Here is a 26,147-nt window from a genome sequence, read left to right on the forward strand (position 1 = left end):
TTCTACACTGGTTCGGTGAATGAACCCGCGTCTGCCCCTGACCCCAGCACGCTGCATCCGATCGACGGTCAGGAGCGGGTCATCCTCCTGAAGCCGCTCGTCACCAGCCCGCTCATCAGCGTCGGAGACTTCACCTACTACGACGACCCCGACGACCCCTCGGCGTTCGAGACGCGCAACGTGCTGCACCACTACGGGCCTGAGCGTCTGGTCATCGGGAAGTTCTGCGCCATCGCCTCCGGCGTGCGGTTCATCATGAACGGCGCCAACCACCGCATGTCTGGGCCATCCACGTATCCGTTCCCCATCATGGGCGGAGCCTGGGGGCAGCACGTCGACCTCGTCAGCGACCTGCCGAGCCGCGGCGACACGGTCGTCGGCAACGACGTCTGGATCGGCGGGGACGTCACCATCATGCCGGGGGTGCGTATCGGCGACGGGGCGATCATCTCCACTGGATCCGTCGTGACGAAGGATGTGCCCGACTACGGCATCGTGGGCGGCAACCCGGCGACGCTGATCCGTCGCCGCTTCGATGACGACGACGTCCGGACGCTCCTCGAGGTCGCCTGGTGGGACTGGCCCCTCGAGGCGGTCACGGAGCATGTCCGTGTCATCGCCGACGGTTCAGTGGCCGAGCTCGCTTCGATCGCCGACAACTTGGCGTAGCCGCGGCGCTGCACGGCCACGCCGCAGCGCGGCTGCGCAGCGCCACCGCGCCGCGTGACGGTCGGCTTTACGGGTAGGCGACGTAGAGGCGGTACATGCCCGCGAACGTGCCCGTCGTGTCCTGCGAGCAGGCGTTCGGCCCGATGTACACGTTCGATCCGGTTCCGACGGAGCCGCCGACGACGGCTCCCCACTTCGCCATGCACGCCGCCTGGGTCTCGAAGGCGTAGTAGGCCGAACCGGCGGCGCTGGCAGGGGTAGCGGCGAAGAGCGCTCCCGCGAGCGCGCCGACCGCGGCGAGTCCACTGAGCCCTGCAAACTTGCGAGTCTTTGAATTCGTCATCGTGCGAGGCTAGGACGCCTCCTTGAGCGAGCCATCCGAAGTCCCTCCGTATCCCGTGGGCGCAGGAGAAGCAGGAGGTCCAGCTCAACGCCCGTTGACGATCGCGACCACGATCCAGGAGACCGCGTGCAGTGCCAGTGCGGTCGCGACGACTCCCGGCGCAAGCCACGCGGGCACGCGGAATCCTCGACCCACGACGGCGGCGAGCCAGACGGACAGCACGATCAGCCCAGCCGCAACAGCTCCCATACCGAGCGCCATGGACAGCGCTTCCTGCCGGTACGGATTCGAAGGAAAAGACGGGTCTCGCTGAAGAAAATCCATCAGCTCCAACGAGGCGAGCCCTCCGATGTAGAAGAACAGGAAGTTGCTGACCACGACGATGGCCGCGACCGCGAACCACGCGCGCAGCGGGCCATCGGCCTCATCGAGAGGCTCTTGGCCCTCGCTGGAGGCGCCGTCGCGCTGAGCGGTCTCGCTCACAGGAAGCCCCTCGGGAAGCGCATGCGACGAACCTAGCTCACGTCGGTCGGCTACGCGCTGACGTCCGCGACCTGGCGCAACACGTTCGAGTCGAGCGCCGCGAGGGCGACGACCTTGTACCCCTCCGACTCGAAGAAGATCGTCGCCCGGTCCTCTTCCACGCTGATGACCGTGCCTGCTCCCCACTCACGGTGCTCGACGGTTTCGTCGATGGCGAGCGGCGCATCCGCCGGCACGCTGTCTGCCTGCGCGTCCGACGTGTCCTCGCGCCGCTCGCAGCCGTCGCAGTTCCCGCACCATTCCGGCCCGTCGACCCCGAAGTAGTCGAGCAGCACGCGCCGGCGGCACTGCGTCTCCTCCGCGTAGGCGCGCATCATCGACAGTCGCGACTCGGCGATTCGCTCCCGCGCGGCGGATGCCTCCTTGACGGCATTCACCACGACATCGACTCGAGTCTTGCGCAGCGGATACACGCCCCCGGCCGTCTCGACCAGTTCGGCATCCACGAGCTGGTTGACGAGCCTCGAGACCGTTCTTGCGGGCTGACCGACGGCCTCGGCAAGGTTCCGGATGCTCGCCCCTGGCGTGCGCGTGATGGCGCGCCACAGGGTGCGCAGTCCGGCCTTGTCCACCGAGCGCTTCGCAAAGAAGCGCCGCAGCGCGAGGTCCTCGACGCGGTAATGCAGCACGGCCGTCGCGGGCTCGCCGTCCCGCCCCGCGCGGCCGACCTCCTGGTAGTAGGCGTCGAGCGACTCCGTCGTCGCCGCGTGCAGCACGAAGCGCACGTCTCCCCGGTCGATGCCCATGCCGAACGCGGACGTCGCGACGACGACATCGAGTTCGCCGTCCCGCCACCGGTCCTGCACCGCTCGGCGCTCTGCGACCTTGAGGCCTGCGTGGTAAGCGGCAACCTCCCGCCCTTCCGCGGCGAGCTCGGCCGCGTACGACTCCGTCTCCCTGCGTGAGGCGACGTAGACGAGACCGGGGGCGGTCCAGCTGCGCGCTTCGTCAACGATCGCGGCCCGCTTGTCGTCCTCGCTCTCATGGCGCTGGACCGCGAGTCGGATCTCGGGTCGGTCGACGCCGTGCACCTGCACGTCCGGATCCTGCATCCGCAGCCGCTCGATGATGTCGGCCCGCACCGGCTTCGACGCCGTCGCGGTCATCGCGAGCACCGGCGGGTCGCCGAGCGCCGATCGCACGTCGCCGAGCCTCAGGTAGTCGGGCCGGAAATCGTGCCCCCACGAGGAGACGCAGTGCGCTTCATCAACGACGAGCAGAGACACGTCCTGCGCTGCGAGGCGGGCGACGTTGTCCTCGTTCGCCAGCTGCTCCGGTGCGAGGAGCACGTACAACGACCCGCCCGCGTCGATTCGATCCCAGGCTCGGACCACCGCAGCAGCGCCCCGTGACGAGTTGATGGCGACGACGTCGGGGGCATCCGGGGCGGCCTCGATCGATGCGCGCTGGTCTGCCTGCAGGGCGATGAGCGGCGAGACGACGAGAACGAGGCCGCCGCGCGCAGCGCCCGCGACCTGGTAGACCGCTGACTTCCCACCACCGGTCGCGAGCACGAGCAGCGTGTCGCGCCCAGCCGCCGCAGAGCGGATCGCGTCGCCTTGACCGGGGAGCAGCGACTCCCAACCGAACCGCTCCCGCGCGATGCGCTCGAGCGTCCGACGGGTTGGTGCGGAGGAACTCATGCACCGACGCTATCGCCGTCGAACTGGGTGAGGACTTCGCTTGACAGGCCCTCCCACGCCGTGTTCGCACCCCCTCTGCGGCCCGCACGAACGCGCCAACGACGAGACGGCCGGCGCCCCCTCTGGGGCACCGGCCGTCTCAGCAGCTGCTGGGAGCTAGTTCACTTCGTTGGGGTGCGCCGCGACGCGTCCCTCTTCGCCGCGCTCGAGTGCCGTGATGGCGTCGTACTCGGCACCCGACAGCTCGAAGTCGAAGACCTGAGCGTTCTCGACCATGCGCTCACGCGACGTGGTCTTCGGGAAGACGATGTTGCCCTTCTGGAGGTGCCAGCGGATGACGACCTGCGCGGGCGTCTTGCCGTGTGCATCCGCTGCCGCCTTCACGGGCTCCAGCTCGAAGAGCGGGTACTTGGCCTGGCCAAGCGGTCCCCATGCTTCGGTCTTGATGTCTTCGGCCTGCAGGTAGGCGTCGAGCTCCGGCTGCTGGAAGATCGGGTGCTGCTCGATCTGGTTGACGACCGGCTTCACGCCGGTGGCCGAGATAATGTCGCGCAGGTGCGACTCGAAGAAGTTGCACACGCCGATCGACGTGGTCAGGCCGGCCTGCTGCAGCTCGACGAGCGCCTCCCAGCTCTCGACGAACTTGTTCTGCTTCGGCGTCGGCCAGTGGATGAGGTAGAGGTCGGCCTTCTCGAGGCCGAGGCGCTCGAGGCTCGCGTCGATCGCGGCGCGGGGCGTGTCGCGGCCCTGCTCGTCGTTCCAGAGCTTCGTGGTCACGTAGAGCTCGTCGCGCGGGATGCCGGACTTCGCGATGGCCCTGCCCACGCCCTCCTCGTTGCCGTAGATCTTGGCGGTGTCGATGTGGCGGTAGCCGACCTCGAGGGCGTCGGACACGATGCGCTCGGTCTCTGCCGGGTCGACCTTGAAGACGCCGAAGCCGAGCTGGGGAATGCTGGTGCCGTCGTTGAGGGAAACGTTGGGGATCTGCAATGCGGTCATCCCACTGTTCTAGCAAGCGGAACTGGTTCCGCGCTGACCGGACACGGCAATAGACTGTAATGCTCATGACTACGACTCCCCTCGAGATCTCCTACCCGCCGGAGCTGCCCGTCAGCCAGATGCGGGACGAGATCCGCGACGCCATCGCCGCCAACCAGGTGGTCATCGTCGCGGGCGAGACCGGGTCGGGCAAGACGACGCAGCTGCCGAAGATCTGCCTCGAGCTCGGCAGGCAGATGATCGGGCACACGCAGCCCCGACGCATCGCAGCGCGCACGATCGCGGAGCGGATCGCGGATGAGCTCGGCGGCGACATCGGCGGGCTCGTCGGCTACCAGGTGCGCTTCACCGACGAGGTGTCGGCCGAGACGCGCGTGAAGCTCATGACCGACGGCATCCTCCTCAACGAGATCCACCGCGACCGCCTGCTGCGCAAGTACGACACGATCATCATCGACGAGGCGCACGAGCGCAGCCTCAACATCGACTTCCTCCTCGGCTACCTGAAGACGCTCCTCCCGAAGCGACCCGACCTGAAGGTCATCATCACGTCGGCGACGATCGACCCCGAGTCGTTCTCGAAGCACTTCAACGACGCCCCGATGATCGAGGTCTCCGGCCGCACGTTCCCCGTCGACGTCCGCTACCGGCCGCTCGTCGCCGACGCTCCGCTCCCCGGTGAGGAGGACGAGGACGCGGCCCCGCAGACGCCGGAGCGGGACATGTTCGAGGGCATCGTGGACGCGCTCGACGAGCTCGATCGCGACCTGCCCGGCGACGTGCTCGTGTTCCTGTCCGGCGAGCAGGAGATCCGGGACGCGCAGGACGCGATCCGCGCCCACGTCGCGCGCGACGCTCGCCCGGAGTCGACCGAGGTCCTCCCGCTCTTCGGCCGCCTCTCCTCCGCGGAGCAGCACCGTGTGTTCGAGTCGAAGCGTCCGCCCGGGGTGCGCCGCCGCGTGGTGCTCGCGACGAACGTCGCAGAGACGAGCCTCACGGTGCCAGGCATCGTCGCCGTCATCGACACGGGGACGGCGCGCATCTCCCGCTACTCCACGCGAGCGAAGGTCCAGCGCCTCCCGATCGAGGCCATCTCGCAGGCGTCCGCGAAGCAGCGTTCGGGCCGCGCCGGCCGCACCTCCGCTGGCGTCGCCATCCGCCTCTACTCGGAGGCCGACTTCGATCGCCGCCCCGAGTTCACCGAACCCGAGATCCTCCGCACGAACCTCGCGAGCGTGCTCCTGCAGATGCTCGAGCTGGGCCTCGGGGCCCTCTCCGAGTTCCCGTTCCTGCAGCCGCCGGACGCGCGCGGCATCAAGGACGGCACCGACCTCCTCAGCGAGCTCGGGGCCGTGGAACCTGGCAAGGCCAGCCACGGGAAAGACAGCCAGCTGCGCCTCACGAAGACGGGCCGCAGCCTCGCCCGCCTCCCCATCGACCCCCGGTTCGGCCGCATGGTCATCGAGTCGAAGCAGCACGACGTGAGCCGCGAGATACTCATCATCGTCGCCGGCATGACGGTGCAGGACATCCGCGAGCGTCCGCTCGAGAAACGGCAGAAGGCCGACGAGCTGCACGCGCGGTTCCGCGACCCGTCCAGCGACTTCCTCACGCTCGTGAACCTGTGGAACTACCTCGAGGAGCAGAGCCACGAGCTCGGCTCGAGCGCGTTCCGTCGCAAGTGCCGCGACGAGTTCATCAACTTCGTCCGCTTCCGCGAGTGGCAGGACGTGTTCCGTCAGCTCCGCCAGCTCGCCGGCCCCATCGGCTTGAAGGTGCAGCGGCCAGCCGCCGGGCAGGTGCAGGAGCCCGGCGCCCTCGCCGACGCCATCCACCGCTCCATGCTCGCCGGGCTCCTCAGCCACATCGGCATCCGCGACGAGCTGAAGCGCGACTACGCGGGAGCACGCGGCACCCGGTTCCAGATCTTCCCCGGTTCCGGGCTCGCGAAGGCAAAGAAGCAGCCGGATGTCGTCATGGCGGCCGAGCTCGTCGAGACGAGCCGCCTCTTCGCGCGCACCGCCGCGAAGATCGACCCAGCCTGGGCGGAGGTGCTCGCGGGCTCCCTCGCGAAGCGCAACCACTCCGACCCGCACTGGGAGAAGAAGCAGGGCTCCGCGGTCGCCATCGAGCGGGTGACCCTCTACGGCGTGCCCATCGTCCGCGGACGCACCGTGCAGTTCTCGAAGATCGACCCGGCCTGGTCGCGCGACCTGTTCATCCGCCACGCCCTCGTCGAGGGCGACTGGAACGGGCGCCACAGCTTCGACTCCAAGAACCGGGCGCTGCGCAAGAGCCTCGCCGATCTGGAGGAGCGCACCCGTTCGCGCGGTGCCTACACCGACGACGAGGACGCCGTCTTCGAGTTCTACGACGAGCGCCTCCCCAGGGATGTCGTCTCGCAGTCCACGTTCGAGAAGTGGTGGCAGGGCGCGCAGCAGCAGACCCCGCAGCTGCTCACCATGACGAGGGCGGATGTGCTCGGCGAGGAGCACGCCGACCCGGACGAGCAGGGTGCCGGGTTCCCCACCGAGTGGAAGCAGGGCGACCAGCGCCTCCGTCTCCGTTACCGCTTCGACCCGGGTGCGCCCGACGACGGCGTGACGGTCAACATCCCGCTGCCCCTGCTGTCGCGCCTCGACGACCGCGGCTTCGACTGGCAGGTGCCCGGCATGCGCCGGGAGCTGGTCATCGCGCTCCTGAAGTCGTTGCCGAAGGCCACCCGACGCAACTTCGTGCCCTCCGCGGACTGGGCCGACAAGCTGCTTGGCGAACTCGGCGAGGCAAGGCCAGACCTCGGCCAGGAGGTTCCCGGCGACTTCGACGACGCGCTGCGGCAGATCATGCAGCGGCAGGCGGGCATCCGCTTCGACGTGAGCGAGTTCGACTGGAGCCGCGTCCCCTCGCACCTTCGGGTGCGCTTCCGAGTGCTCGACGACCGCGGCCGGGAGCTCGGCACGGGAGAGGACCTCAGGGCGCTGCAGGAGAAGCTCAAGAAGGCGTCGGAGGCGTCGGTGCTGCGCGCGACGCAGCAGGTCGCGGCGCCCGCCCGCCCCGGGAACGGCGTGCGCGAGGCCGGTTCGGTGCCAGCGCAGAGCGCGTCGACCGCGGAGCTCCGCTACGACCAGCACGGGCTCACCGAGTGGCCGCTCGACGAGATCCCCGAGCTCATCGACATCAAGCGCAAGCACGGCGTGATCCGCGCCTACCCGTCGCTCGCCGTCGTCAAGGGAAGCATCGACCTGCGCCTCGTGACAACGCCAGAGGACCAGGCGCGCGAGCATCCCATCGGCGTCGCTGCCCTCCTCGTCGCGTCGGTGCCCTCCCCCGCGAGCTACGTGCAGGAGCACCTGACGGCGAAGGAGAAGCTGGCCCTCGCGACGAGCCCGTACCACTCGACGCCGGCGCTCTTCGGCGACATCGTCGCGGCCCTCGCCCAGGATGCGGTTGCCGCGTACAGCCAGGAGCACGGCGGCCCCGTGCGCACGCGGGCCGCGTTCGATGAGCTGCGCGAGACGTTCAACGCGACCCTGCTCGACCGCATGTTCGCGCAGACGAAGCTCGTCTCCGAGATCCTCGACCGCTTCCGCGAGGCCAACAAGGCGCTCAAGGCGGCGAACCACATCTCGGTGCTGCCGTCGCTCTCCGACGCCCGCTCGCAGCTGCAGGCGCTCGTCTACCCGGGCTTCGTGTCGAAGACCGGCGTCACGCGGCTTGCGCACCTCCCCCGCTACCTGCGGGCGCTCACCTACCGCCTCGAGCGGGTGCTCAGCCACTCCAGCATCGAGCGAGCCGGCCTCATGCAGGTGGAGCAGGCGACGGCCCTGTACACGGAGGCGGGCGGCACGTTCCCCGCGAACCGCTCCGCCCCGGCATCCGTCGTCCAGGCGAGGTGGATGCTCGAGGAGTTCCGCGTGAGCCTCTTCGCGCAGCAGCTCGGCACGGCCGAGACGGTCTCGCTGAAGCGCATCCGCCAGGCCCTCGCGGAGAAGTAGCGCCAGGCGGCGCGCCGCCTGGCACCTGGCAGCGCACCCCTGCGCTCTGCCGCATGGCCCCTGCCGCATCGCGCCCCGCCGCATCGCGCCCTGCTGCAATCCACCCCACCAAGCGCAAAAATCAGCCAGGTGCGCGCTCCCCGTGGCGGGAGCGCGCATCTGGCTGATTCCTTGGACGCGAGCCGGGCTACGCTGAGCCGGCCAGCCGTCGCTAGACGGCCGTGTAGCCGCCGTCGACGAGCACGTAGGAGCCCGTCATGAAGCTCGCCTTGTCGGAGAGCAGGTAGGTGGTGAGGTTCGCGACCTCTTCGGCCTTGCCGAGGCGCCCCAGCGGGTGCTTCGCGACGAGGGCATCGAGCTGCTCCTCGCTGAGGTGCTTCTCGAGCAGCGGCGTGGAGATGTACCCGGGTCCGACGGCGTTGATCCGCAGCCCCTGGGGGCCGTACTCGGCCGCCGAGTTCTTCGTGATGCCGACTACCGCGTGCTTGGAGGCCGTGTAGGCGCCGCTGCCGATCGCCGCGACCGTTCCGTGGATGGAGGCCATGTTGACGATGGCTCCCTCTTCGGCGCCGGCCTCGAGGATCGCGGGGATCTGCGCGCGGAGCCCGTACAGCACTCCGTTGAGGTTGATGTTGATGACGCGGTCCCAGTCGTCGACCTCGACGTCAGCGGCGGGGGCCGCCTTGCCGCCGATTCCGGCGTTGTTCACGGCGTAGTTGAGCTTGCCGTAGGTGGCGACGGCGTGCTCGACCGTGCGGACGCTGTCCTCTGCGACGGCGGTGTTCGCCTCGAACGGCGAGGCGGTGCCGCCGGCTGCCTCGATCTCGGCGACCACTCGCTTCGCACCCTCGAGGTTGATGTCGGAGACGACCACCTGGACGCCGTTGGCGGCGAGCTCCTTCGAGATCGCCTCGCCGATTCCCGAACCGCCGCCGGTCACGATCGCGACTTTTCCTGCAAATGCCATGGTGCTGTTCCTCTCAGAGTGCGCGGCCGGTGGTCACCGGTTGCTCCTTCGAGTGTGCTCCCGCGCATCCACAATTGGCTGTGTTTTGGGTCAGCGAACAGGCGTAGCATTCACCTGTTCTGTATCCCTGACTGGCCCCACGGCCTCCCCCGCGTGCACGCCCGGCGGCTACTCGGCGTCGGCCAGCCAGACCGTCGTATCGGTCGTCAAGAGACCTGCGTCCTCGACGTGCGCCACCTCGCTGCGGGCGAGCACTCGGAGCCCCTCCGGCAGCGCAACCGGCTGAGCGCCGAAGTTGGTGATCACCGTGACGTCGCCGTTGCGGTACGCGAGCACCTCGTCGCCGAAGCCGTCGACCCACGCGAAGCGGGCATCCCCCATGCCGAGGTCGTGCTCGCGGCGCAGCGCCAGCAGGGAGCGGTACAGGTTCAGGGTCGAGGAGGGGTCGTGCACCTGCTCGCTGCGCGCGAGCTCCGCCCACAGCTCCGGCTGCGGAAGCCACGACTCTCCCGTCGCGCTGAAGCCGTAGCTGCCGCCATCGGCCTCCCACGGAATCGGCACCCGGCAGCCGTCGCGGCCGTACAGCTCACCCTCGGAGCGGATGAAGATCGGGTCCTGCCGGGCCTCGTCCGCGAGGTCGATGACGTCGGGCAGGCCGAGCTCCTCGCCCTGGTACAGGTAGCTGGAGCCCGGCAGCCCGAGCATGAGCGCCGTCGAGGCTCGTGCGCGCCGCTCGCCGACCACGGGGTCCGGCTGGCCGGGGGTCTTCGGGCCGACGCCGGCTCCGTGCGCGTTCGGCTCGGTCAGGGCGAGGCGGGTCGCGTGGCGTACCGTGTCGTGGTTCGAGAGCACCCAGGTGCTCGGCGCACCGGATGCGGCGAACGCGGCGAGCGAGCGGGACACGACCTCCTTCTGGCCGTCCGCATCCCACGGCGCGCGCAGGTAGGCGAAGTTGAAGGTCTGGTGCAGCTGGCCGGGGCGAACCCACTCGGCCATCTCCTCGACGCTCGGCAGCCACGCCTCGCCGCACAGCACGCGGTCGCCGTCGTACTCGGCAGCGAGGAGATGCCAGGCGCGGAAGATCTCGTGGACCGCCTCCTGGCCGAGGTACGGGGTGCGGGGGTCGCCGACGATGGGCAGGTCGCTCTCGACGGGGATGTAGTCCGGCAACCCGTCTTCCTTCGCGAGGCCATGGGCCACGTCGATGCGGAAGCCGTCGACGCCGCGGTCGAGCCAGAAGCGCAGGATGTTCTCGAAATCCTGGTGCACAACCGGGTTCGACCAGTCGAAGTCGGGCTGCGTGGAGTCGAACAGGTGCAGGTACCACTGGCCGGGCGTGCCGTCTGCTTCGGTGAGACGCGTCCATGCCGGCCCTCCGAAGAGCGACTGCCAGTTGTTCGGCGGCAGCTCGCCGTGCTCGCCTTTGCCCTCGCGGAACAGGTAGCGCGCACGCTCCGGGCTGCCGGGGCCGGCGGCGAGCGCAGCCTTGAACCAGGCGTGCCCCGACGAGGAGTGGTTGGGGACGATGTCGACGATGATGCGGATACCCCGCTCGTGGGCCGCCTCGAGCATCCGGTCGAACTCGTCGAGGGTGCCGAAGACGGGGTCGACGTCGCAGTAGTCGGCGACGTCGTAGCCGGCGTCGTTGAGGGGCGACGGGTAGAACGGGGAGAGCCAGATGGCGTCGATCCCGAGGTCGGCGAGGTCCGGGATGTGCGCCGTGACGCCAGCGAGGTCGCCGATTCCGTCGCCGCTCCCGTCTGCGAAGGAGCGCGGGTAGACCTGGTAGATGACGGCTGAGCGCCACCATTCGGATCCTGGGGTGGTGTCCTTCGCGAACTGGGCCTCTGTGGGTGCATCGTTGAGCGTCACCACGACAGGCTAGTGGATGCGACGTGCCCCCTGTCCGCTGGACAGGGGGCACGTCGTCGTCGAGCGCCGGTGAGCGCGGTCGCTGTCAGATGTACAGCTAGAGGACCTTGCCGAGGAAGTCCTGCGTGCGCGACTCCTTCGGGTTCCCGAAGAGCTCGTCGGGAGTGCCCGTCTCGACGATCTTGCCGTCGGCCATGAACACGACACGGTCGGCGACTTCGCGCGCGAAGCCCATCTCGTGGGTGACGAGGGCCATCGTCATGCCCGACTTGGCGAGGTCGCGGATGACCTGGAGCACTTCGCCGACCATCTCGGGGTCGAGGGCGCTCGTCGCCTCGTCGAAGAGCATGATCTCCGGGTCCATGGCGAGCGCGCGGGCGATCGCCACGCGCTGCTTCTGGCCGCCGGACAGCTGCGAGGGGCGGCGGTCCATGAGGTGGTCGAGGCCCACTCGGCGCAGCAGCTCCTCGCCGCGCTTGTTGGCCGCATCCTTCGTGACGCCCTTGATCTCGCGGGGCGCCAGCGTCACGTTCTCGAGCACCGTCATGTGCGGGAAGAGGTTGAAGTGCTGGAACACCATGCCGATGCGCTGCCGAACCTTGTCGAGGTTCGTCTTCGGGGCGGTGATGTCGTCGTCGTCGACGAAGACGTGCCCCTTGGTGACCTCTTCGAGGCGGTTCAGGCAGCGGAGCAGCGTCGACTTCCCGGAGCCGGACGGGCCGATGATCGCGATGACCTCGCCGTTCGCGATCTCGAGATCGATGCCCTTGAGCACCTCCACGGGTCCGAAGGACTTGTGCATCTCGACGACCCGCACGCGCGGCTGGCCGGAGTTGACCGCGTCGAAGCGACCGGTGAATGGCGTCTGCTCCACGGCTGACGCATCCGACGCTGAGTTGTTCACGTCACTCATTTGTTGAACCTCTTGTCGACGTAGTTGGAGAGGACCGTCAGCAGGTAGATGACGATGAAGTAGAGCACGCCGACGACGAGCCAGATCTCGAACGACCGGAAGGTCGAGGCGATGACGATGCGGCCCTGGTAGGTGAGCTCAGCGAAGCCGAGGACGGACAGCAGCGAGGTGTCCTTCAGCGTGATGATGAACTGGTTGATGAGCGACGGCGTCATGATCTTGAACGCCTGCGGCAGCACGACCCGGCGCATCGACTTGCCGCGGGTCAGGCCGAGCGAGCGCGCGGCTTCCATCTGGCCGGGGTCCACCGACTGGATGCCGGAGCGCACCGTCTCCGTGATGTACGCGCCGGCGTTGAGGCTCAGCGTGATCACACCGGCGGTGAGCGCGTCGAGCGAGATGCCCGTCACGGCTGGCACGCCGAAGTAGAAGAAGAACGCCTGCACCAGCACCGGGGTGCCTCGGAAGATGTTCACGTACGTGGAGGCGATGCCGCGAAGCAGCATGTTCTTCGAGATCTTCAAGAAGCCGAATGCGAGGCCCAGGATCATCGCGAAGACGAGCGACAGGGCGGTGGCGAGCAGCGTGTAGCCGAGGCCGACCATGAGCGACGGGAAGGCGGCGACGACGAGCTCGAAGAAGCCGAGCTGGCCCGATTCCTCTTCGCTGCCGAGGTAGCGGTCGCTGATCGTCGCGAGCACGCCCGTGTCCTCGGCGTTGGCGAGGCCAGCGTCGAAGAGCTCGAGGAGCTCGGGGTTCTGGCCCTTGAGGACCGCGAAGCCGTACTCGCCGCCCTCGATGGGGTCGGTCACGGTCATGAGGCCGTTGCCCTGCTGGATGCCGTACTGCAGCACCGGGAAGTCCTCGAAGAGCGCGACGGAGTTGCCCGTCTGCACCTCCGCGATCATGTCCGCGGTGTCGGAGAACGTGCGGATCGTGAAGCCGTATTCGGAGGACAGCTCCTCGGCGGTGGTTGCGCCGACCGTGCCGGTCTTGACGGCCACGTTCTTGCCGGCGAGGTCCTCGTAGCCGGTGATGCTGGTGTCGCCGTCCTTGACGGCCATCTGCACGCCCGAGGTGAAGTAGGGCTCCGAGAAGTCAAAGACCTGCTTGCGCTCGTCGGTGATGGTCATGCCGGCGATGATGCCGTCCGCCTGGCCGGACTGCACGGCCTGGAGAGCGGCGTCGAAGCCCAGCGGCTTGATGTCGATCTCGAAGCCCTGGTTCGCGGCGATGGCACGGATGAGGTCCATGTCGATGCCGAGGAGTTCGCCGTTCTGCTCGAACTCGAAGGGCGCGTAGGTGTTGTCCGTCGCGATAACGTACGAGCCCTTGTCCTTGGGGGTGTCGACGGCGAAGAGCGGGTTCTTGGGCAGCGTTCCGGGGCCGTCGTCCTCGATGACCTCGTTGCCGAGGGTGACGACGCCGCCGGAGATCTTGGTCGCATCCGGTGCGCCGTCCCCGAGGTACTCGTCGAGGATGCCCTGGTAGGTGCCGTTCTCGACGACGTTCTTGAGTCCGTCGTTGAAGGCCTCGCGGAGTTCCGCGTTCTGGCCCTTGTTGACGGCGAAGCCATAGGAGGAGGCGCGCTCGGGCTCGGTGACCGTCTTGAGGTTGATCTCGCCGGTCTCGATGCCGTACTGGAGGATCGGGAAGTCGTCGAAGACTGCGACCGAGTTGCCGCTCGTGACGTCGTTGAACGCGTCGGACGCGTCCTGGAAGCCCGTGACGGTGAAGCCGATCTCCTTGCCGAGCGTCTCGGCGAAGGTGAAGCCCTCTGTGCCGTTCTTTGCGGCGACGGTCTTGCCCTCGAGGTCTTCGTAGCTGGTGACGTCGTTGTTGCTCTTGGCGACGGCCATCTGGATGCCGGAGTCGAAGTAGGGGTTCGAGAAGTCGAACGTGCCCTTCCGCTCGTCGGTGATCGACATTCCGGCGATCATGCCGTCGACGGCGTTGGTCTGCACTGCCTGCAGCGCGCCGTCGAAGCCGAGCGACTTGATCTCGACGTTGAAGCCCTGATCTTCCGCGATGGCGTTGATCAGGTCCATGTCGATCCCGCGGAGCTCGCCGTCGATCTCGAACTCGAACGGCGCCCACGTGGTGTCGGTGGCGATCGTGTAGGTCTGTCCCTCGACCGCGCTCTTGCCGATCGTGGCCGCTTGCGCGGTTCCCGCGATGGCTCCACCGGTCAACAGCAGCAGCAGTGCGACCGCGATGACGGACAGGACTTGGTTTCGTGAGTCTGCGACTCGTTGCAGGAGTGAGGTGAGCGAAGTTCGCATCGTGCTCCTCGGCCAGGGCAGTTTCTGGAGGAGCGTTGGAACCTGGCGGTACCCGGCGCAGCCCCCGCTTCTGCCGGTCTGTCAGCAGCCGCAGATCGCAGCAACCGAATTGTGAGCGCAACGCTACCTGGCTGGGAGTCTGCTGTATGACACGATCCGCAGATCGTGTTCGCCTTGTGATGTTTTCGCGATGGCGTCTTGGGCTTCAAGGGCGCGGCGGGAGACGCCCTCGTGATTACGCTTGGCTGGGCCGGATCTGCGGCCGGGGTCGGCGGAGGGCGGAACGATGCGGGACGAGAACGACGTCAGCTTGCTGTGCGAGCCGTATCTGGTGCTGCCCGACGCTTCGGGCGTGGAGGTCGCCTGGGTGACGGACGGGGAGGCTCGCGACTCCCGCCTCATCGTCGTGCCGATCGAGCTCGGCGAGCGTCTCGCGGAGCTCTCGGTCGAGGAGCTGAGGGACCCTGCGCTCGCGAGCTCGCTGCCGGGCGCTCAGGTGACGAGATCCGCTGGCGTTCGACTGCCCGCGATGGCGGAGGACCGCGAGAGCTTCCTCCCCGCCGGGCTCGAGGACCTCCGGAACGCACTCGAGACGGAGACGACGGTCATGCGTGAGGTGTGGCGCCAGTCGGCTCGAGCCTCGGGGCTGGTGCCCGGAGTCGGCTGCGCGTATCGGGTCGTGAGCGGTGCCGCCGCTTCCCGGGTCGCACGCCTCTCCGCAGCTCCGCCCGCGGACGCCCCGCTCCTGCGTCTGCTGCTGACGAGCGACCACCAGCTCGGCGCTCCCGTCCCGGCCGCCATGCGGCACGCGAGCGAAGCCGCTGGCCCCTTCGACGCCGTGCTGTACGCGGGCGACTTCGTGAATGTCCCCGACCGCGCCTCGGAGTGGTTCGACGATGCTCGCGGCTCCGCGTTCTTCCCGTCCATGCGAGACATCCTGCCGAGCACGCCGATCTTCTCGGTGGTCGGCAACCACGAGGTCCAGGGCAGGCGAGAGCCTGGGCGGACGCTCTCGGAGTCCTTCGAGGGCGCGCTGCCCGTGCGCGTGTCCGACGACGGTCTGAGCCTCTCGAACTACGAGACCCTGTTCCCCTCGCCGTCCGGCTCCCGCTTCTACGCGGTCACCTTCGGCGGGGTGCGCATCGTCGCCCTGAGCGCGACGCGGGTGTGGCGCTCGGACCGGGCCGACGACGATCCCGCCGCTCGCCTCGTGTCGAGCCGTTACCAGGAGGCCGCGCACGCGCTCGGGGATCCGCTGGCTCAGCGCTACGGGTCGCACATCATCGACGACCTGCAGGCCGGGAGCCCGCAGTACGAGTGGCTGCGCCGCGAGCTCGCGAGCCCCGCCTTCACGGAAGCGAGGCTGCGCGTGGTCGTCATGCACGAGAGCCCGCACAGCATCGGCGTGAACGCGATGCCGCACTTCGCGCATCCCGTTCGCCTCGAGGAGCGCGACGGGCTCGGCGAGCTGACCGGCGTGCGCTACGACTACCCGTCGGCCGAGAGCATCCTGCTGCGCGACATCGCACCGCTCTTCGAAGCGGCGCGCGTCGACCTCGTCATCGGCGGGCACTCGCACCTGTGGTCGAGGTTCGCCTCAGCGGCGGGCGTGCAGTACCTCGAGACGTCGCACGCTGGGAGCACACACGGGGCATTCGATCAGAGCAGCGGCCGCCGTCGAACGCGCCCGTCGTTCCGGTGGAACGCGCACGATGCCGTGGCGCAGGGCGACGCTGGCGGCCTCGACCCGATCGTGCCGACGCGTGCCCCTCGGCTCGGAGCGGCCGGCGAGCCACTCCTCTACGTCGCGGAGCCGGGGCTGAGCGTGTTCAGCGTGCTGACCGTGTCTGCAGGTGCAGGTGCAGGCGCAGGCGCAGGCGCAGGCGAGAAAGCGGATGCGGCTGCCGTCGTCGAGAGCTACGTGTACGACGCCCGGACCCCCGAGGTGCCGGCTCAGGTCTTCGATGCGTTCGGCGTCGGCGAGGCGTGAGCCGCTCGGTCGCGCGCGTTCCTGAGGAGCCTGGGGCCGACCGTCCAGAGGAGCACCACGAGCACGGCCACGGCTCCGCCTGCCCAGATTCCGGCGGTCGGCGAGACGACGAAGTCGAACACGAAGAGCACGATGCCCACGAAGAGCAGTGACGCTGCGATGAGGCAGAGGATGAGGATGACGCTGGCGGCGTGGACGAGCTGCGCTTTCGCTCCTTCGCCGAACAGGATGCGATGCAGCATGACGGGCGCGAGCGCGAGGAGCGTGACGAGGACGGCGAAGATGACGAGGCACAGGTAGAGCACGTGATCGAACGGACCGAGCTCCGTGAAGCGCTGCTGGAACGGCAGCGTCAGCAGGAAACCGGCCATGATCTGCGTGCCGGTCTGCAGCACGCGGAACTCCTGCATGAGCTCGCTCCAGTTGCGGTCCGAGCGTTCGTTGGGGGTCTCGTCTCGTCCGTCATCGGACGTGGTGTCGACGTCGCTGTCGATCATGGCTTCTCCTGCGGTGTTGGGAGGCGTTCGCCCATCGCTCGTCCCGCCGGGTGCCCGGCACGTGACTCGTGGCGTGCCGGGCTCAGCGGTCAGGCGAGGTCGCTGATGCCGTCCTGGCGTCGGCGGTCCTGCGATCCCTCGTCGTCGACGGCGCCGTCGCCGGTCTCGAACTTCTCGTCGCGACGTTCCTGGCGGTGCTCTTCCTGATGCTCGTGCTCTTCGCGCAGCTCTTCGTTCTTGTCGTGTCCCATGGGGTCTCCTCGATCGTCTTCGGCGCATCGTTGCGCAGCCCGCGCGGCGGAGTGCCGCAGGCTGAGCGTAGCGCTCGGCGCTTGGATCGCGGCAGGAATTGGCTCCTACACACCAGGACGAGAATGCCCCTGACTTCGCACCGGGCAGGGCTGCCAAGGTCGAGGGCTGTGTTGTGGTCGTCACAACGCAGCGGAAGCGACCAGAAGTCCGCTCCCGACCTTGCGGGCAGCGGTTTGCCCGCCGGGCGCGGAGCGCTGCTCGGCGGGGGGGGTGTCGCCGGAGACGCCTCGAGGCGGTGCCCACCAGGAGTCCTGGTCGGCACCGCCTCGAGGGTGGCGCGTGGTGGAGACAGCTGGGCTTAGAAGTCCCAGTCCTCGTCTTCCGTGTTGACGGCCTTGCCGATGACGTAGGAGGAGCCCGACCCGGAGAAGAAGTCGTGGTTCTCGTCGGCGTTCGGCGAGAGCGCCGACAGGATCGCCGGGTTCACGTCGGTGACGCTCGAGGGGAACATGGGCTCGTACCCGAGGTTCATGAGCGCCTTGTTGGCGTTGTAGTGCAGGAACTTCTTGACGTCCTCGGCGAGGCCGACTTCGTCGTACAGGTCGTGCGTGTACTGCACTTCGTTCTCGTAGAGCTCGAAGAGCAGCTCGAACGTGTAGTCCTTGAGCTCCTGGCGCTTGGCCTCGTCGACCAGCTCGAGGCCCTTCTGGTACTTATAGCCGATGTAGTAGCCGTGCACTGCCTCGTCGCGGATGATGAGGCGGATGAGGTCGGCCGTGTTGGTGAGCTTGGCGTGGCTCGACCAGTACATGGGCAGGTAGAAGCCCGAGTAGAACAGGAACGACTCCAGCAGCGTCGACGCGATCTTCCGCTTGAGCGGGTCGTTGCCGTGGTAGTAGTTCATGACGATCTGCGCCTTGCGCTGCAGATTCTCGTTCTCCGTCGACCAGCGGAACGCGTCGTCGATCTGCGGCGTGCTCGAGAGGGTCGAGAAGATCGACGAGTAGCTCTTGGCGTGCACCGACTCCATGAACGCGATGTTCGTGTAGACGGCCTCCTCGTGCGGCGTCAGCGAGTCGGGGATGAGGCTGACCGCGCCCACGGTTCCCTGGATCGTGTCGAGCAGGGTGAGCCCCGTGAAGACGCGCATGGTGAGCGTCTGCTCTGCAGGCGTGAGCGTGTTCCACGACTGCACGTCGTTCGACAGCGGCACCTTCTCGGGGAGCCAGAAGTTGTTGACGAGTCGGTTCCAGACCTCGACATCTTTCTCGTCTGGGATGCGGTTCCAGTTGATCGCCTGGACCTTCTCGAGAAGGTGGCTCGTCTCGGCCTGCGGGTTCATGTGCGTGGAGTTCTTTTCTGTCGCGTTCGTGCGGGAATAGTCGGGCAGCTCACCCGGAGGCAGGCCTCACTCGAAAGCAGGGCTGACTCGAAAGCAGGGAGGGGCCTACAGCATGCAGCTGACGCAGCCGTCGACCTCGGTGCCCTCGAGCGCGAGCTGGCGAAGACGAATGTAGTAGATCGTCTTGATGCCCTTCTTCCACGCGTAGATCTGCGCGCGGTTGATGTCGCGGGTCGTCGCCGTGTCCTTGAAGAAGAGCGTCAGCGACAGGCCCTGGTCGACGTGCTGCGTCGCCTCGGCGTAGGTGTCGATGATCTTCTCGTAGCCGATCTCGTAGGCGTCCTCGAAGTACTCGAGGTTGTCGTTCGAGAGGTAGGGCGCCGGGTAGTAGACGCGGCCGAGCTTGCCTTCCTTGCGGATCTCGATCTTCGACGCGATCGGGTGGATCGACGACGTCGAGTGGTTGATGTAGCTGATCGAACCGGTCGGCGGAACCGCCTGCAGGTTGCGGTTGTACATGCCGTGCTTCTGCACGAGCTCGCGCAGCTCGGCCCAGTCGGCCTGCGTCGGGATGTGCATGCCCTCGAAGAGCTCGCGGACGCGCTCCGTCTTGGGAGCCCACTCGACGTCGACGTACTTGTCGAAGAACTCGCCCGTCGCGTAGGTGGAGCGCTCGAAGCCCGCGAAGGACTTGCCACGCTCCGTCGCGATGAGGTTCGAGGCGCGGATCGCGTGGAACACGACCGTGTAGAAGTAGATGTTCGTGAAGTCGAGAGCCTCTTCGGAACCGTAGAAGATGCGCTCGCGACCGAGGAAGCCGTGCAGGTTCATCTGGCCGAGGCCGATGGCGTGCGACTCGTCGTTGCCCTTCGCGATGGAGGGCACCGACGCGATGTGGCTCATGTCGCTGACGGCGGTGAGGCCGCGGATCGCGGTCTCGACGGCCGTCGCGAGGTTGCGCGAGTCCATGGCGGCGGCGATGTTCATCGACCCGAGGTTGCAGGAGATGTCGTTGCCGATGGTCTCGTAGCCGAGGTCGTCGGTGTACGTCGTCGGCGAGTTGACCTGGAGGATCTCCGAGCACAGGTTCGACATGTTGATGCGGCCCTCGATGGGGTTCGCACGGTTCACCGTGTCCTCGTACATGATGTACGGGTATCCGGATTCGAACTGGATCTCGGCAAGGGTCTGGAACAGCTGGCGTGCGCTGATCTTCGTCTTCTGGATGCGTGCGTCGTCGACCATCTCGTAGTACTTCTCCGTGACGGAGATGTCGCCGAACGGCTTGCCGTAGACGCGCTCGACGTCGTACGGGGAGAAGAGGTACATGTCTTCGCCGCGCTTGGCGAGGTCGAACGTGATGTCCGGGACGACGACGCCGAGCGACAGCGTCTTGATGCGGATCTTCTCGTCGGCGTTCTCGCGCTTGGTGTCGAGGAACCGCATGATGTCGGGGTGGTGCACGTTGAGGTACACGGCTCCAGCACCCTGACGCGCGCCGAGCTGGTTCGCGTAGGAGAAGGAGTCTTCCAGCAGCTTCATGATCGGGATGATTCCCGAGGACTGGTTCTGGATCTGTTTGATCGGCGCACCCGACTCGCGGATGTTCGACAGGTTGAAGGCGACGCCGCCTCCGCGCTTCGAGAGCTGCAGGGCGGAATTGATGGAGCGGCCGATCGACTCCATGTTGTCCTCGATACGGAGGAGGAAGCAGGAGACGAGCTCGCCTCGCTGCTTCTTGCCCGTGTTGAGGAACGTCGGGGTCGCGGGCTGGAAGCGCCCGGCGATCATCTCGTCGGCGAGCGACGTGGCGAGGGTCTCGTCGCCCTGCGCCAGGCCGAGCGCGACCATGAGCACGCGGTCTTCGAAGCGCTCGAGGTAGCGTTTGCCGTCGAACGTCTTGAGCGCGTACGAGGTGTAGAACTTGAAGGCGCCGAGGAAGGTCGGGAAGCGGAACTTCTTCGCGTAGAGGCGGTTGCGGAGCCCCTCGATGAAGGAGTGCGCGTACATCGCCAGGGTCTCGGGCTCGTAGTACTCGTTCTCGACGAGGTACTCGAGGCGCTCTTCCAGGTCGTGGAAGAACACCGTGTTCTGGTTGACGTGCTGGATGAAGTACTGGTGAGCGGCTTCGCGATCCTTGTCGAACTGGATCTGGCCGTTCTCGTCGTACAGGTTGAGCATCGCGTTGAGCGAGTGGTAGTCGAGCGTGTTCGCCGCGGTTGGTGCGTTCATCGTGATGACACTTGCGTCGTCGAGAGCGGTTGTTGCTGCCAAAACCTGTCCAATCCAGAGTTGACTGCGGCGACGTCGTCTGGCGTGCCGAAGAGTTCGAAGCGATACAGCGTGGGTACGCCGCACTTCGAGGAGATGATGTCGGCGGCGAGGCCGTAGCCTTTGCCGAAGTTCGTGTTTCCGCCGGCGATGACGCCGCGGAGGAGCTCGCGGTTGCGTGGCTCGTTGAGGAATCTGATGACCTGCTTGGGGACGGCCCCGCGCCCATCTCCCCCGCCGTAGGTGGGGAGGATGAGCACGTAGGGCTCGTCCGCGACAAGCTGGGGTTCGCTCGGGAAGAGCGGGATGCGGCTCGCTGGCCGGTCGAGCTTCTCGACGAAGCGGCGCGTGTTCTCGGAGACGCTCGAGAAGTAGATGAGCCCGGTCATGGGTGCAGTCCCTTCTTCATCCGCGTCATACCTTGATGCGCGTCATGAGTCGCGTTTCGAGATGCGAGCGCTCAGAGCGGTGAACGACGATCAGCGCAGTGAGCGTCGCCCGGTGCGACGGCTAGGCCGTTGCGAGAGCAGCCAGCTGGCTGATCTTGTCGGGGCGGAAGCCCGACCAGTGGTCGTCGCCCGCGATGACGACGGGAGCCTGCATGTAGCCAAGCTCCTTGACGGTCTGCAGTGCCTTCTCGTCTGCGGAGACGTCGAAGATCTCGTACTCGATGCCCTGCTTGTCGAGGGCACGGTAGGTGGCGGTGCACTGCACGCATGACGGCTTGCTGTAGACGGCGATTGCCATGGTTTTCTCCTGGTTCCTAAGTGCTTGGGGAGTGCTATTCGTGCAGTGTGTTGAAAGCGTCTCGCCCGGTCTCTCGCGGCCCTGCCGGAGCAGTCTCACGCGGTGCCAGGTGGATGAACCCCCGTTGTGTCGCAGTTTCCCGCGGCCACTACATCTTGTGCTCGATGAGGCTACCACCACTAGATAGGGTGTTACAACCGTGTAGTTCTCCACAAGTCCTCCACAGAAAATGCCCCAGTTTCCGGCGTTTCTCCACCGTTTTCCGGCGGTTGTGCACAGTCTGTCCCCAACCACCGACATTCCCCGTCCGAGGCGTACGATTGTCGGCGCTGTGACGAACTACGCGACTGTACTCAGAACCCCAGGCCTGACACGACTCCTGCTCTCGCAGCTCGTCGCCAGGTTCCCCGCCGGCATGCTCTCGCTCGCGATCCTCATGCACGTCGAGGACACCTACGACAACTTCACCTCCGCCGGCGTGGTCCTCGCCGCCCTGAGCATCGGCCAGGCGGTCTCGGGCCCGGTCGCCGGGCGCCTCATGACCGTCTGGGGCATGAGGCCCGTGCTGATCTTCACGATGATCGCGTGCTCGCTCTCGCTCACGGCGCTCGCACTCTGGCCACCGGTGCTCTGGCAGGCGGCGATCCTCGCGGTGCTGGCTGGGCTCAGCATCCCTCCCGTCTCCCCCGCCGTCCGGACGATCTACCCCAAGGTCGTCACCGCATCGCAGCTGTCGCGCCTCTTCTCGCTCGACGCCTCCCTCCAGGAGGTCATCTGGGTGATCGGGCCCGTCGCCACGACCGCCGTCGCGTTCGCGATCTCGCCAGCAGCCGGCATCCTCGTCGGTGCCGGCATCACCCTCATCGGCGGCCTCTGGTTCGTGGCAGCCCCCGAGGTGGGCAAGGTGCGCATCCCGAAGTCGCGACGCAGAGCGGGGGCGGTGCTGCGCAACCCGGTCGTCGTCCTCATGTCCGTGACGGGCGCCCTCCTCGTCGGTGCCTGCGCCGCCATCGAGGCCGCCGTCGTGGCGGAGTTCGGCCACGAGCGCGCGGAGACCGGCATCCTGCTCGCCGTCTTCGCCGTGGGCTCCCTCGTCGGCGGCCTCGCCTTCGGGCACCTGCCGCTTGCACCCCTCTCCCTCGCCCGCCGCATGGGGATCGTGTTCCTCGGCATCGGCCTCGCGCTGATCTCGACGAACCCGATCTGGCTCGGCGCCGCATTCTTCGTGAGCGGCCTCGGCATCGCGCCCGTCTTCTCCGGCAGCTTCTCGGCCGTCTCCTCGAGCGTCCGCTTCAGCGAGAGCGCCGAGTCATACGGCTGGATGGCGACGGGGCAGCTCATCGGAGCCGCGGCTGGGTCCGCGCTCGCCGGCATCGCGAACGACCTGGCGGGTTCCCTCGGCGGCTTCCTGGTGAGCGCCGCGTTCGCCCTCGCGGGCGCAGTCGTCGCCCTCCTCTGGCGCGGGCATATCCCGGACCTGCGTGGTGCCGACATCGCGCCGCGACCCGACACCGAGCCCATGAACGTCCTGAACGCCCCTTCCTGATGCCGCTCCCGGTGCTCAGAACGCCGACCGAAAGGCCCAGATGACCTCGCCGCTCACCCCCAGCCTGACCATGAACGACGGCATCCAGATCCCCCAACTCGGTCTCGGCGTCTACAAGGTCCCTGACCTCGAGGCGAGCAGGGTCGTGGTGGATGCCATCGACCTGGGCTACCGACACCTCGACACGGCGGCGTTCTACGACAACGAGGCGGGCGTCGGCCGCGGCATCCGCGAGAGCGGGGCTCCCCGCGAGGAGCTCTTCGTGGCGACGAAGGTCTGGCACGACCGACACGGCTTCGAGGAGACGCTCGCCTCCTTCGACGAGAGCCTCGAGAAGCTCGGCCTCGACTACGTCGACCTCTACCTCATCCACTGGCCTGCCCCGGCGCAGGGCAGGTACGTCGAGACCTGGCGAGCGCTCGAGCGGCTCCATGGCGAGGGGCGTGCCCGATCCATCGGCGTCTCGAACTTCAAAGGACACCACCTCGACCGCCTCGCGGCAGAGACCGAGACCGTGCCGGCCGTCAACCAGATCGAGCTGCATCCTCGCCTGCCGCAGGTCGAGACCCGCGCGTACAACCGAGCGCACGGCATCCTCACGGAGGCATGGTCGCCGCTCGCACGGGGCACGCTGCTCGACGAGCCGGCGCTCCTCGCCCTGGCCGACAAGCATGGCAAGACGGTCGCCCAGGTCGTGCTGCGCTGGCAGCTGGACCTCGGCAACGTCGTCATCCCGAAGTCGGTGCACCGCGACCGACTCGCCTCGAACCTCGAGGTCTTCGACTTCGCGCTCGACGCCGAAGACCTCGCCGTCATCGCCGCCCTCGAGTCCGGCGAACGCACCGGCAAGGACCCAGACCTGTTCTTCTGACCGCGCGCCCGCAGTGGATCTCTGGGGGAACTCGGAGCACGCCGAGCCCCGCCAGGTGCTTGCATGACTCCTATGCGCACCACATTCCGGCGGCTCGGCGCCGCGACCGCCCTCGCCCTCAGTGCGCTCCTGCTCTCCGGATGCGCGAGCGGCATGTCCTCGACCGAGTCGCAGTCCGAATCGGCGCCGCAGGGCGTCGCGCAGGACTCCGCGGGTGCCCCGGAGGCGGCCGCTGACGCCACGCAGGAGAATCGGGACGTGGTCACGACGGGCTACGTGGGGATCCAGACGGGCGACGTGCCCGGGGCCCGCACGCAGGTGGAGGGCCTCGTGGAGGCCCGCGACGGGCGCATCGACGCCCGATCGGAGACGGGCGGCGACTCCATCTCGGCGCAGCTGACCGCGCGGGTGCCGGCGGCAGACTACGACGCGTTCATCACCGAGCTGCGCGAGGTCGGCGAGGTGGTCTCCGTCGAGACCTCCGCCGTCGACGTCACACTGCAGAAGACGGACATGTCCTCACGCGTCTCGACCCTCGAAGCGTCAGTGACCTCGCTGCGAGGGATGCTCTCCTCGGCCACGGAGGTCGACGACCTCCTCGCGATCGAGACGACGCTGACCGAGCGCACGAGCGAGCTGCAGAGCCTGCGCGCGCAGCTCGAGGTGCTCGAGGAGAGCATCGCGTACTCGACCGTCTCCATCTCCATCTCGAGCGATGCCCCATCCCCCGGGGAGGAGCCCGCTGGCTTCCTCGCGGGCCTGCAGGACGGCATGGCGGCACTGCTACGCGGGTTCGCCTCGTTCTGGACCGCGCTGGGCTTCGCGCTCCCCGGTCTCGTGCTCCTCGCCGTGCTCGGCGCCGCGGCCTGGGTCATCGTGCGCCTCGGCATGCGTTCCTCGGCTGCCCGAGCGGCCCGCCGGGCGGAGGCGTCGGCCGCTGCCGCCGCTGCCGCACAGCCGGCTTCCGCGGCACCGGACGCCGGAGGCCGCGTGCCCGCCGAGCCCGCCTCGTAGCGCCGATTCGGCCAGCGCACCGCTGCAATCGCTAGTCTTGTGCAGGTCGTTCGTGCGCACGTGGGCACGGATGGCCCGCCACATCCACGTTGACCGAGGAGCACAGCATGGCTGCCGACGACACGAACACCAAGTTCGACCCCGATTTCGAGCCGCGCGACGAGGACACCACGCGCATCGAGGTCGCGGGTGTCCCCGACGAGGACCTGGCTCCGGGCGACACGATCGGGGACCTCGCAGACGACCCCATCGAGCCGCCCCAGGACACCGACGAAACCTCGGACTCACTTGCCGCCGGCACCGGCCACGTGAGCGGCGAGAGCAGCGCAGCCGCCCAGCTCAAGGCCCACGAGGCGAAGCTCACCCGCATCTTCCAGGCGACCGTCTTCGGCCCGGGCGACGAGCGGATCGGCCGTGTCGGCCAGGTGTACCTCGACGACCAGACGCGCGACCCCAACTGGGTCACGGTGAAGACGGGCCTCTTCGGCACCAAGGAGTTCTTCATCCCGCTCGATGTCGCGGAACTGGACGAGAAGCGCATCCTCGTGCCCTACTCGAAGTCGCTCGTGACGAGCGCTCCCAGCACGGAGGTCGACCAGAACCTCAGCCCTGCCGAGGAGGACGCGCTGTACGTGCACTACGAGGTTCCGGGGCGCATGCCCGAGAACGGCACGGAGACGAGCCTCGTCGAGGATGGAACCGAGCTCCGTCCTGGCAGCGCCCCCGTCATCATGGAGCAGAGCGGTGACGACTTCGGCGACGCCGACGAGGCGACGCGGACCGAGGACGCGCTGCTCGCCGAGACCGTCGCCGATTCCGCCTTCGACACCGAGGCCAGCATCGACGCCCACGAGACGGCGGCGCCCCTGCTCTCAGCCGACGACGACGACACTCGCCTCATCGCGACTGCGGAAGCCGCGGCGAGCGACGACGAGTTCGAGGCGCCGACGGTGACCGAGTGGGAGGAAGTCAGCTTCCAGCGGCCGAGCGACGAGCCGACCGACCCGACCAGCCCCGACCGGAACTAGGAGCCTCCGTGCCTCTCTTCGCCACGATCTACCACTACGCAGACGATTCAGCCGACACCCGCGACGAGCACCGCCCCGCGCACCGGGCCTGGCTCGGCGAGCAGAAGGACGCGGGCCTCCTGAAGGCCTCTGGCCCTTGGGCCGCTCCTCACTCGGGCGCGCTGCTCCTCTGGGAGAGCGACGACGAGGCGTCCCTGCGGGAGCTCCTCCCTGCCGACCCCTTCGCCGCAGTCGGCGTCATCCGCCAGACCGACGTCTACGAGTGGACACAGGTCTTCGGACCGTTCACCCCGTAGCTGGCGAACTCCCCAGCACCTCGACGAAGCCGGTCGCCGCACTCGCGGCCGCCGGCTTCGTCACGAA

22 protein-coding genes are annotated in these 26,147 nt (G+C 67.8%); 8 read left to right on the top strand and 14 right to left on the bottom strand.

All coding sequences use genetic code 11. The features are described 5' to 3' along the window. Positions 1-15: 15 nt before the first annotated feature. Positions 16-669, top strand: coding sequence for a CatB-related O-acetyltransferase (locus tag C5E05_RS04500; RefSeq protein ID WP_258064769.1), 654 nt, complete (start codon positions 16-18; stop codon positions 667-669). 67 nt (positions 670-736) lie between these two features. Here C5E05_RS04500 and C5E05_RS04505 read toward each other — a convergent pair whose 3' ends face one another. The 4 genes from C5E05_RS04505 to C5E05_RS04520 form a co-directional block, all read right to left on the bottom strand. After that, positions 737-1,012, bottom strand: a complete 276-nt coding sequence (locus C5E05_RS04505; RefSeq protein WP_104341243.1) for a hypothetical protein — start codon at positions 1,010-1,012, stop codon at positions 737-739. An 84-nt stretch (positions 1,013-1,096) separates the two neighbouring features. Continuing rightward, positions 1,097-1,495 (bottom strand): hypothetical protein, encoded by a 399-nt coding sequence (locus tag C5E05_RS04510; protein ID WP_104299273.1) that lies wholly within the window; start codon positions 1,493-1,495, stop codon positions 1,097-1,099. A 50-nt stretch (positions 1,496-1,545) separates the two neighbouring features. After that, complete coding sequence (locus C5E05_RS04515) at positions 1,546-3,198, bottom strand: RecQ family ATP-dependent DNA helicase (RefSeq protein WP_104341244.1); 1,653 nt, start codon at positions 3,196-3,198, stop codon at positions 1,546-1,548. 156 nt (positions 3,199-3,354) lie between these two features. Then, a complete protein-coding gene (locus C5E05_RS04520; RefSeq protein WP_104307033.1) occupies positions 3,355-4,197 on the bottom strand; it encodes an aldo/keto reductase in 843 nt (280 codons plus the stop codon). Between the two features lie 59 nt (positions 4,198-4,256). Here C5E05_RS04520 and hrpA point away from each other — a divergent pair, with 59 nt between their 5' ends. Next, positions 4,257-8,192 carry an ATP-dependent RNA helicase HrpA gene (gene hrpA, locus C5E05_RS04525; RefSeq protein WP_374953444.1) on the top strand — a complete coding sequence of 1,312 codons (3,936 nt, stop codon included), beginning with the start codon at positions 4,257-4,259 and terminating at the stop codon, positions 8,190-8,192. A gap of 211 nt (positions 8,193-8,403) precedes the next feature. On the opposite strand, the gene C5E05_RS04530 is transcribed toward hrpA, so the two are convergent. From C5E05_RS04530 to C5E05_RS04545, 4 genes are all read right to left on the bottom strand, one after another. Further along, positions 8,404-9,159 (bottom strand): SDR family NAD(P)-dependent oxidoreductase, encoded by a 756-nt coding sequence (locus C5E05_RS04530; protein ID WP_104299276.1) that lies wholly within the window; start codon positions 9,157-9,159, stop codon positions 8,404-8,406. Between the two features lie 168 nt (positions 9,160-9,327). Further along, positions 9,328-11,031, bottom strand: coding sequence for a glycoside hydrolase family 13 protein (locus tag C5E05_RS04535; protein ID WP_258064770.1), 1,704 nt, complete (start codon positions 11,029-11,031; stop codon positions 9,328-9,330). A 97-nt stretch (positions 11,032-11,128) separates the two neighbouring features. Then, positions 11,129-11,833: an amino acid ABC transporter ATP-binding protein gene (locus C5E05_RS04540; protein ID WP_181059429.1), complete on the bottom strand. Its 705-nt coding sequence runs from the start codon at positions 11,831-11,833 to the stop codon at positions 11,129-11,131. 107 nt (positions 11,834-11,940) lie between these two features. Then, entirely contained in the window at positions 11,941-14,226 is a 2,286-nt protein-coding gene (locus C5E05_RS04545) for an amino acid ABC transporter substrate-binding protein/permease (protein ID WP_104341247.1), read from the bottom strand. 286 nt (positions 14,227-14,512) lie between these two features. Between C5E05_RS04545 and C5E05_RS04550 the strand changes: the two genes are divergently transcribed. Beyond that, positions 14,513-16,216, top strand: coding sequence for a metallophosphoesterase (locus C5E05_RS04550; RefSeq protein ID WP_104341248.1), 1,704 nt, complete (start codon positions 14,513-14,515; stop codon positions 16,214-16,216). On the opposite strand, the gene C5E05_RS04555 is transcribed toward C5E05_RS04550, so the two are convergent. The 6 genes from C5E05_RS04555 to nrdH all read right to left on the bottom strand — a co-directional run bounded on the left by C5E05_RS04555 (position 16,180) and on the right by nrdH (position 21,325). Further along, positions 16,180-16,713, bottom strand: a complete 534-nt coding sequence (locus C5E05_RS04555) for a DUF6328 family protein (protein WP_104241765.1) — start codon at positions 16,711-16,713, stop codon at positions 16,180-16,182. The two genes, C5E05_RS04550 and C5E05_RS04555, sit on opposite strands and share 37 nt — an antisense overlap. An 89-nt stretch (positions 16,714-16,802) precedes the next feature. Then, a complete protein-coding gene (locus C5E05_RS20030; RefSeq protein ID WP_160073323.1) occupies positions 16,803-16,964 on the bottom strand; it encodes a hypothetical protein in 162 nt (53 codons plus the stop codon). A gap of 359 nt (positions 16,965-17,323) precedes the next feature. Beyond that, entirely contained in the window at positions 17,324-18,307 is a 984-nt protein-coding gene (gene nrdF / locus C5E05_RS04560; protein ID WP_104241767.1) for a class 1b ribonucleoside-diphosphate reductase subunit beta, read from the bottom strand. A 105-nt stretch (positions 18,308-18,412) separates the two neighbouring features. Then, entirely contained in the window at positions 18,413-20,539 is a 2,127-nt protein-coding gene (nrdE, locus tag C5E05_RS04565; protein WP_104241769.1) for a class 1b ribonucleoside-diphosphate reductase subunit alpha, read from the bottom strand. Next, a complete protein-coding gene (gene nrdI, locus C5E05_RS04570; RefSeq protein ID WP_104241771.1) occupies positions 20,536-20,967 on the bottom strand; it encodes a class Ib ribonucleoside-diphosphate reductase assembly flavoprotein NrdI in 432 nt (143 codons plus the stop codon). The genes nrdE and nrdI overlap by 4 nt, the downstream gene beginning before the upstream one ends. A 121-nt stretch (positions 20,968-21,088) precedes the next feature. Further along, positions 21,089-21,325 (bottom strand): glutaredoxin-like protein NrdH, encoded by a 237-nt coding sequence (nrdH, locus tag C5E05_RS04575; RefSeq protein ID WP_068478736.1) that lies wholly within the window; start codon positions 21,323-21,325, stop codon positions 21,089-21,091. Positions 21,326-21,656: 331 nt separating this feature from the next. On the opposite strand from nrdH, the gene C5E05_RS04580 reads away from it, so the two are divergent. The 5 genes from C5E05_RS04580 (at position 21,657) to C5E05_RS04600 (ending at position 26,080) form a co-directional block, all read left to right on the top strand. After that, entirely contained in the window at positions 21,657-22,871 is a 1,215-nt protein-coding gene (locus tag C5E05_RS04580; RefSeq protein WP_104341249.1) for an MFS transporter, read from the top strand. Positions 22,872-22,911: 40 nt separating this feature from the next. Further along, a complete protein-coding gene (locus C5E05_RS04585) occupies positions 22,912-23,742 on the top strand; it encodes an aldo/keto reductase (protein WP_104341250.1) in 831 nt (276 codons plus the stop codon). Between the two features lie 72 nt (positions 23,743-23,814). Continuing rightward, positions 23,815-24,756 (top strand): DUF4349 domain-containing protein, encoded by a 942-nt coding sequence (locus C5E05_RS04590; protein ID WP_181059359.1) that lies wholly within the window; start codon positions 23,815-23,817, stop codon positions 24,754-24,756. Positions 24,757-24,863: 107 nt separating this feature from the next. Next, a complete protein-coding gene (locus tag C5E05_RS04595) occupies positions 24,864-25,784 on the top strand; it encodes a PRC-barrel domain-containing protein (protein ID WP_104341252.1) in 921 nt (306 codons plus the stop codon). Between the two features lie 8 nt (positions 25,785-25,792). After that, on the top strand, positions 25,793-26,080 hold the full coding sequence (locus C5E05_RS04600) for a YciI family protein (protein ID WP_104241782.1): 288 nt from the start codon (positions 25,793-25,795) through the stop codon (positions 26,078-26,080). The last annotated feature ends 67 nt before the right edge of the window (positions 26,081-26,147 follow it).

It is taken from the genome of Pseudoclavibacter sp. AY1H1, from assembly GCF_002931055.1.
GTDB lineage: Bacteria > Actinomycetota > Actinomycetes > Actinomycetales > Microbacteriaceae > Pseudoclavibacter.

Excerpts from the sequence above, each read along its gene's own strand:
- C5E05_RS04505 (WP_104341243.1), bottom strand. The coding sequence starts at position 1,012 with ATGACGAATTCAAAGACTCGCAAGTTTGCAGGGCTCAGTGGACTCGCC.
- C5E05_RS04515 (WP_104341244.1), bottom strand. The coding sequence starts at position 3,198 with ATGAGTTCCTCCGCACCAACCCGTCGGACGCTCGAGCGCATCGCGCGG.
- C5E05_RS04520 (WP_104307033.1), bottom strand. The coding sequence starts at position 4,197 with ATGACCGCATTGCAGATCCCCAACGTTTCCCTCAACGACGGCACCAGC.
- hrpA (WP_374953444.1), top strand. The coding sequence starts at position 4,257 with ATGCTCATGACTACGACTCCCCTCGAGATCTCCTACCCGCCGGAGCTG.
- C5E05_RS04530 (WP_104299276.1), bottom strand. The coding sequence starts at position 9,159 with ATGGCATTTGCAGGAAAAGTCGCGATCGTGACCGGCGGCGGTTCGGGA.
- C5E05_RS04540 (WP_181059429.1), bottom strand. The coding sequence starts at position 11,833 with ATGCACAAGTCCTTCGGACCCGTGGAGGTGCTCAAGGGCATCGATCTC.
- C5E05_RS04545 (WP_104341247.1), bottom strand. The coding sequence starts at position 14,226 with ATGCGAACTTCGCTCACCTCACTCCTGCAACGAGTCGCAGACTCACGA.
- C5E05_RS04550 (WP_104341248.1), top strand. The coding sequence starts at position 14,513 with ATGCGGGACGAGAACGACGTCAGCTTGCTGTGCGAGCCGTATCTGGTG.
- C5E05_RS04555 (WP_104241765.1), bottom strand. The coding sequence starts at position 16,713 with ATGATCGACAGCGACGTCGACACCACGTCCGATGACGGACGAGACGAG.
- C5E05_RS20030 (WP_160073323.1), bottom strand. The coding sequence starts at position 16,964 with ATGGGACACGACAAGAACGAAGAGCTGCGCGAAGAGCACGAGCATCAG.
- nrdF (WP_104241767.1), bottom strand. The coding sequence starts at position 18,307 with ATGAACCCGCAGGCCGAGACGAGCCACCTTCTCGAGAAGGTCCAGGCG.
- nrdE (WP_104241769.1), bottom strand. The coding sequence starts at position 20,539 with ATGAACGCACCAACCGCGGCGAACACGCTCGACTACCACTCGCTCAAC.
- nrdI (WP_104241771.1), bottom strand. The coding sequence starts at position 20,967 with ATGACCGGGCTCATCTACTTCTCGAGCGTCTCCGAGAACACGCGCCGC.
- nrdH (WP_068478736.1), bottom strand. The coding sequence starts at position 21,325 with ATGGCAATCGCCGTCTACAGCAAGCCGTCATGCGTGCAGTGCACCGCC.
- C5E05_RS04585 (WP_104341250.1), top strand. The coding sequence starts at position 22,912 with ATGACCTCGCCGCTCACCCCCAGCCTGACCATGAACGACGGCATCCAG.
- C5E05_RS04590 (WP_181059359.1), top strand. The coding sequence starts at position 23,815 with ATGCGCACCACATTCCGGCGGCTCGGCGCCGCGACCGCCCTCGCCCTC.
- C5E05_RS04595 (WP_104341252.1), top strand. The coding sequence starts at position 24,864 with ATGGCTGCCGACGACACGAACACCAAGTTCGACCCCGATTTCGAGCCG.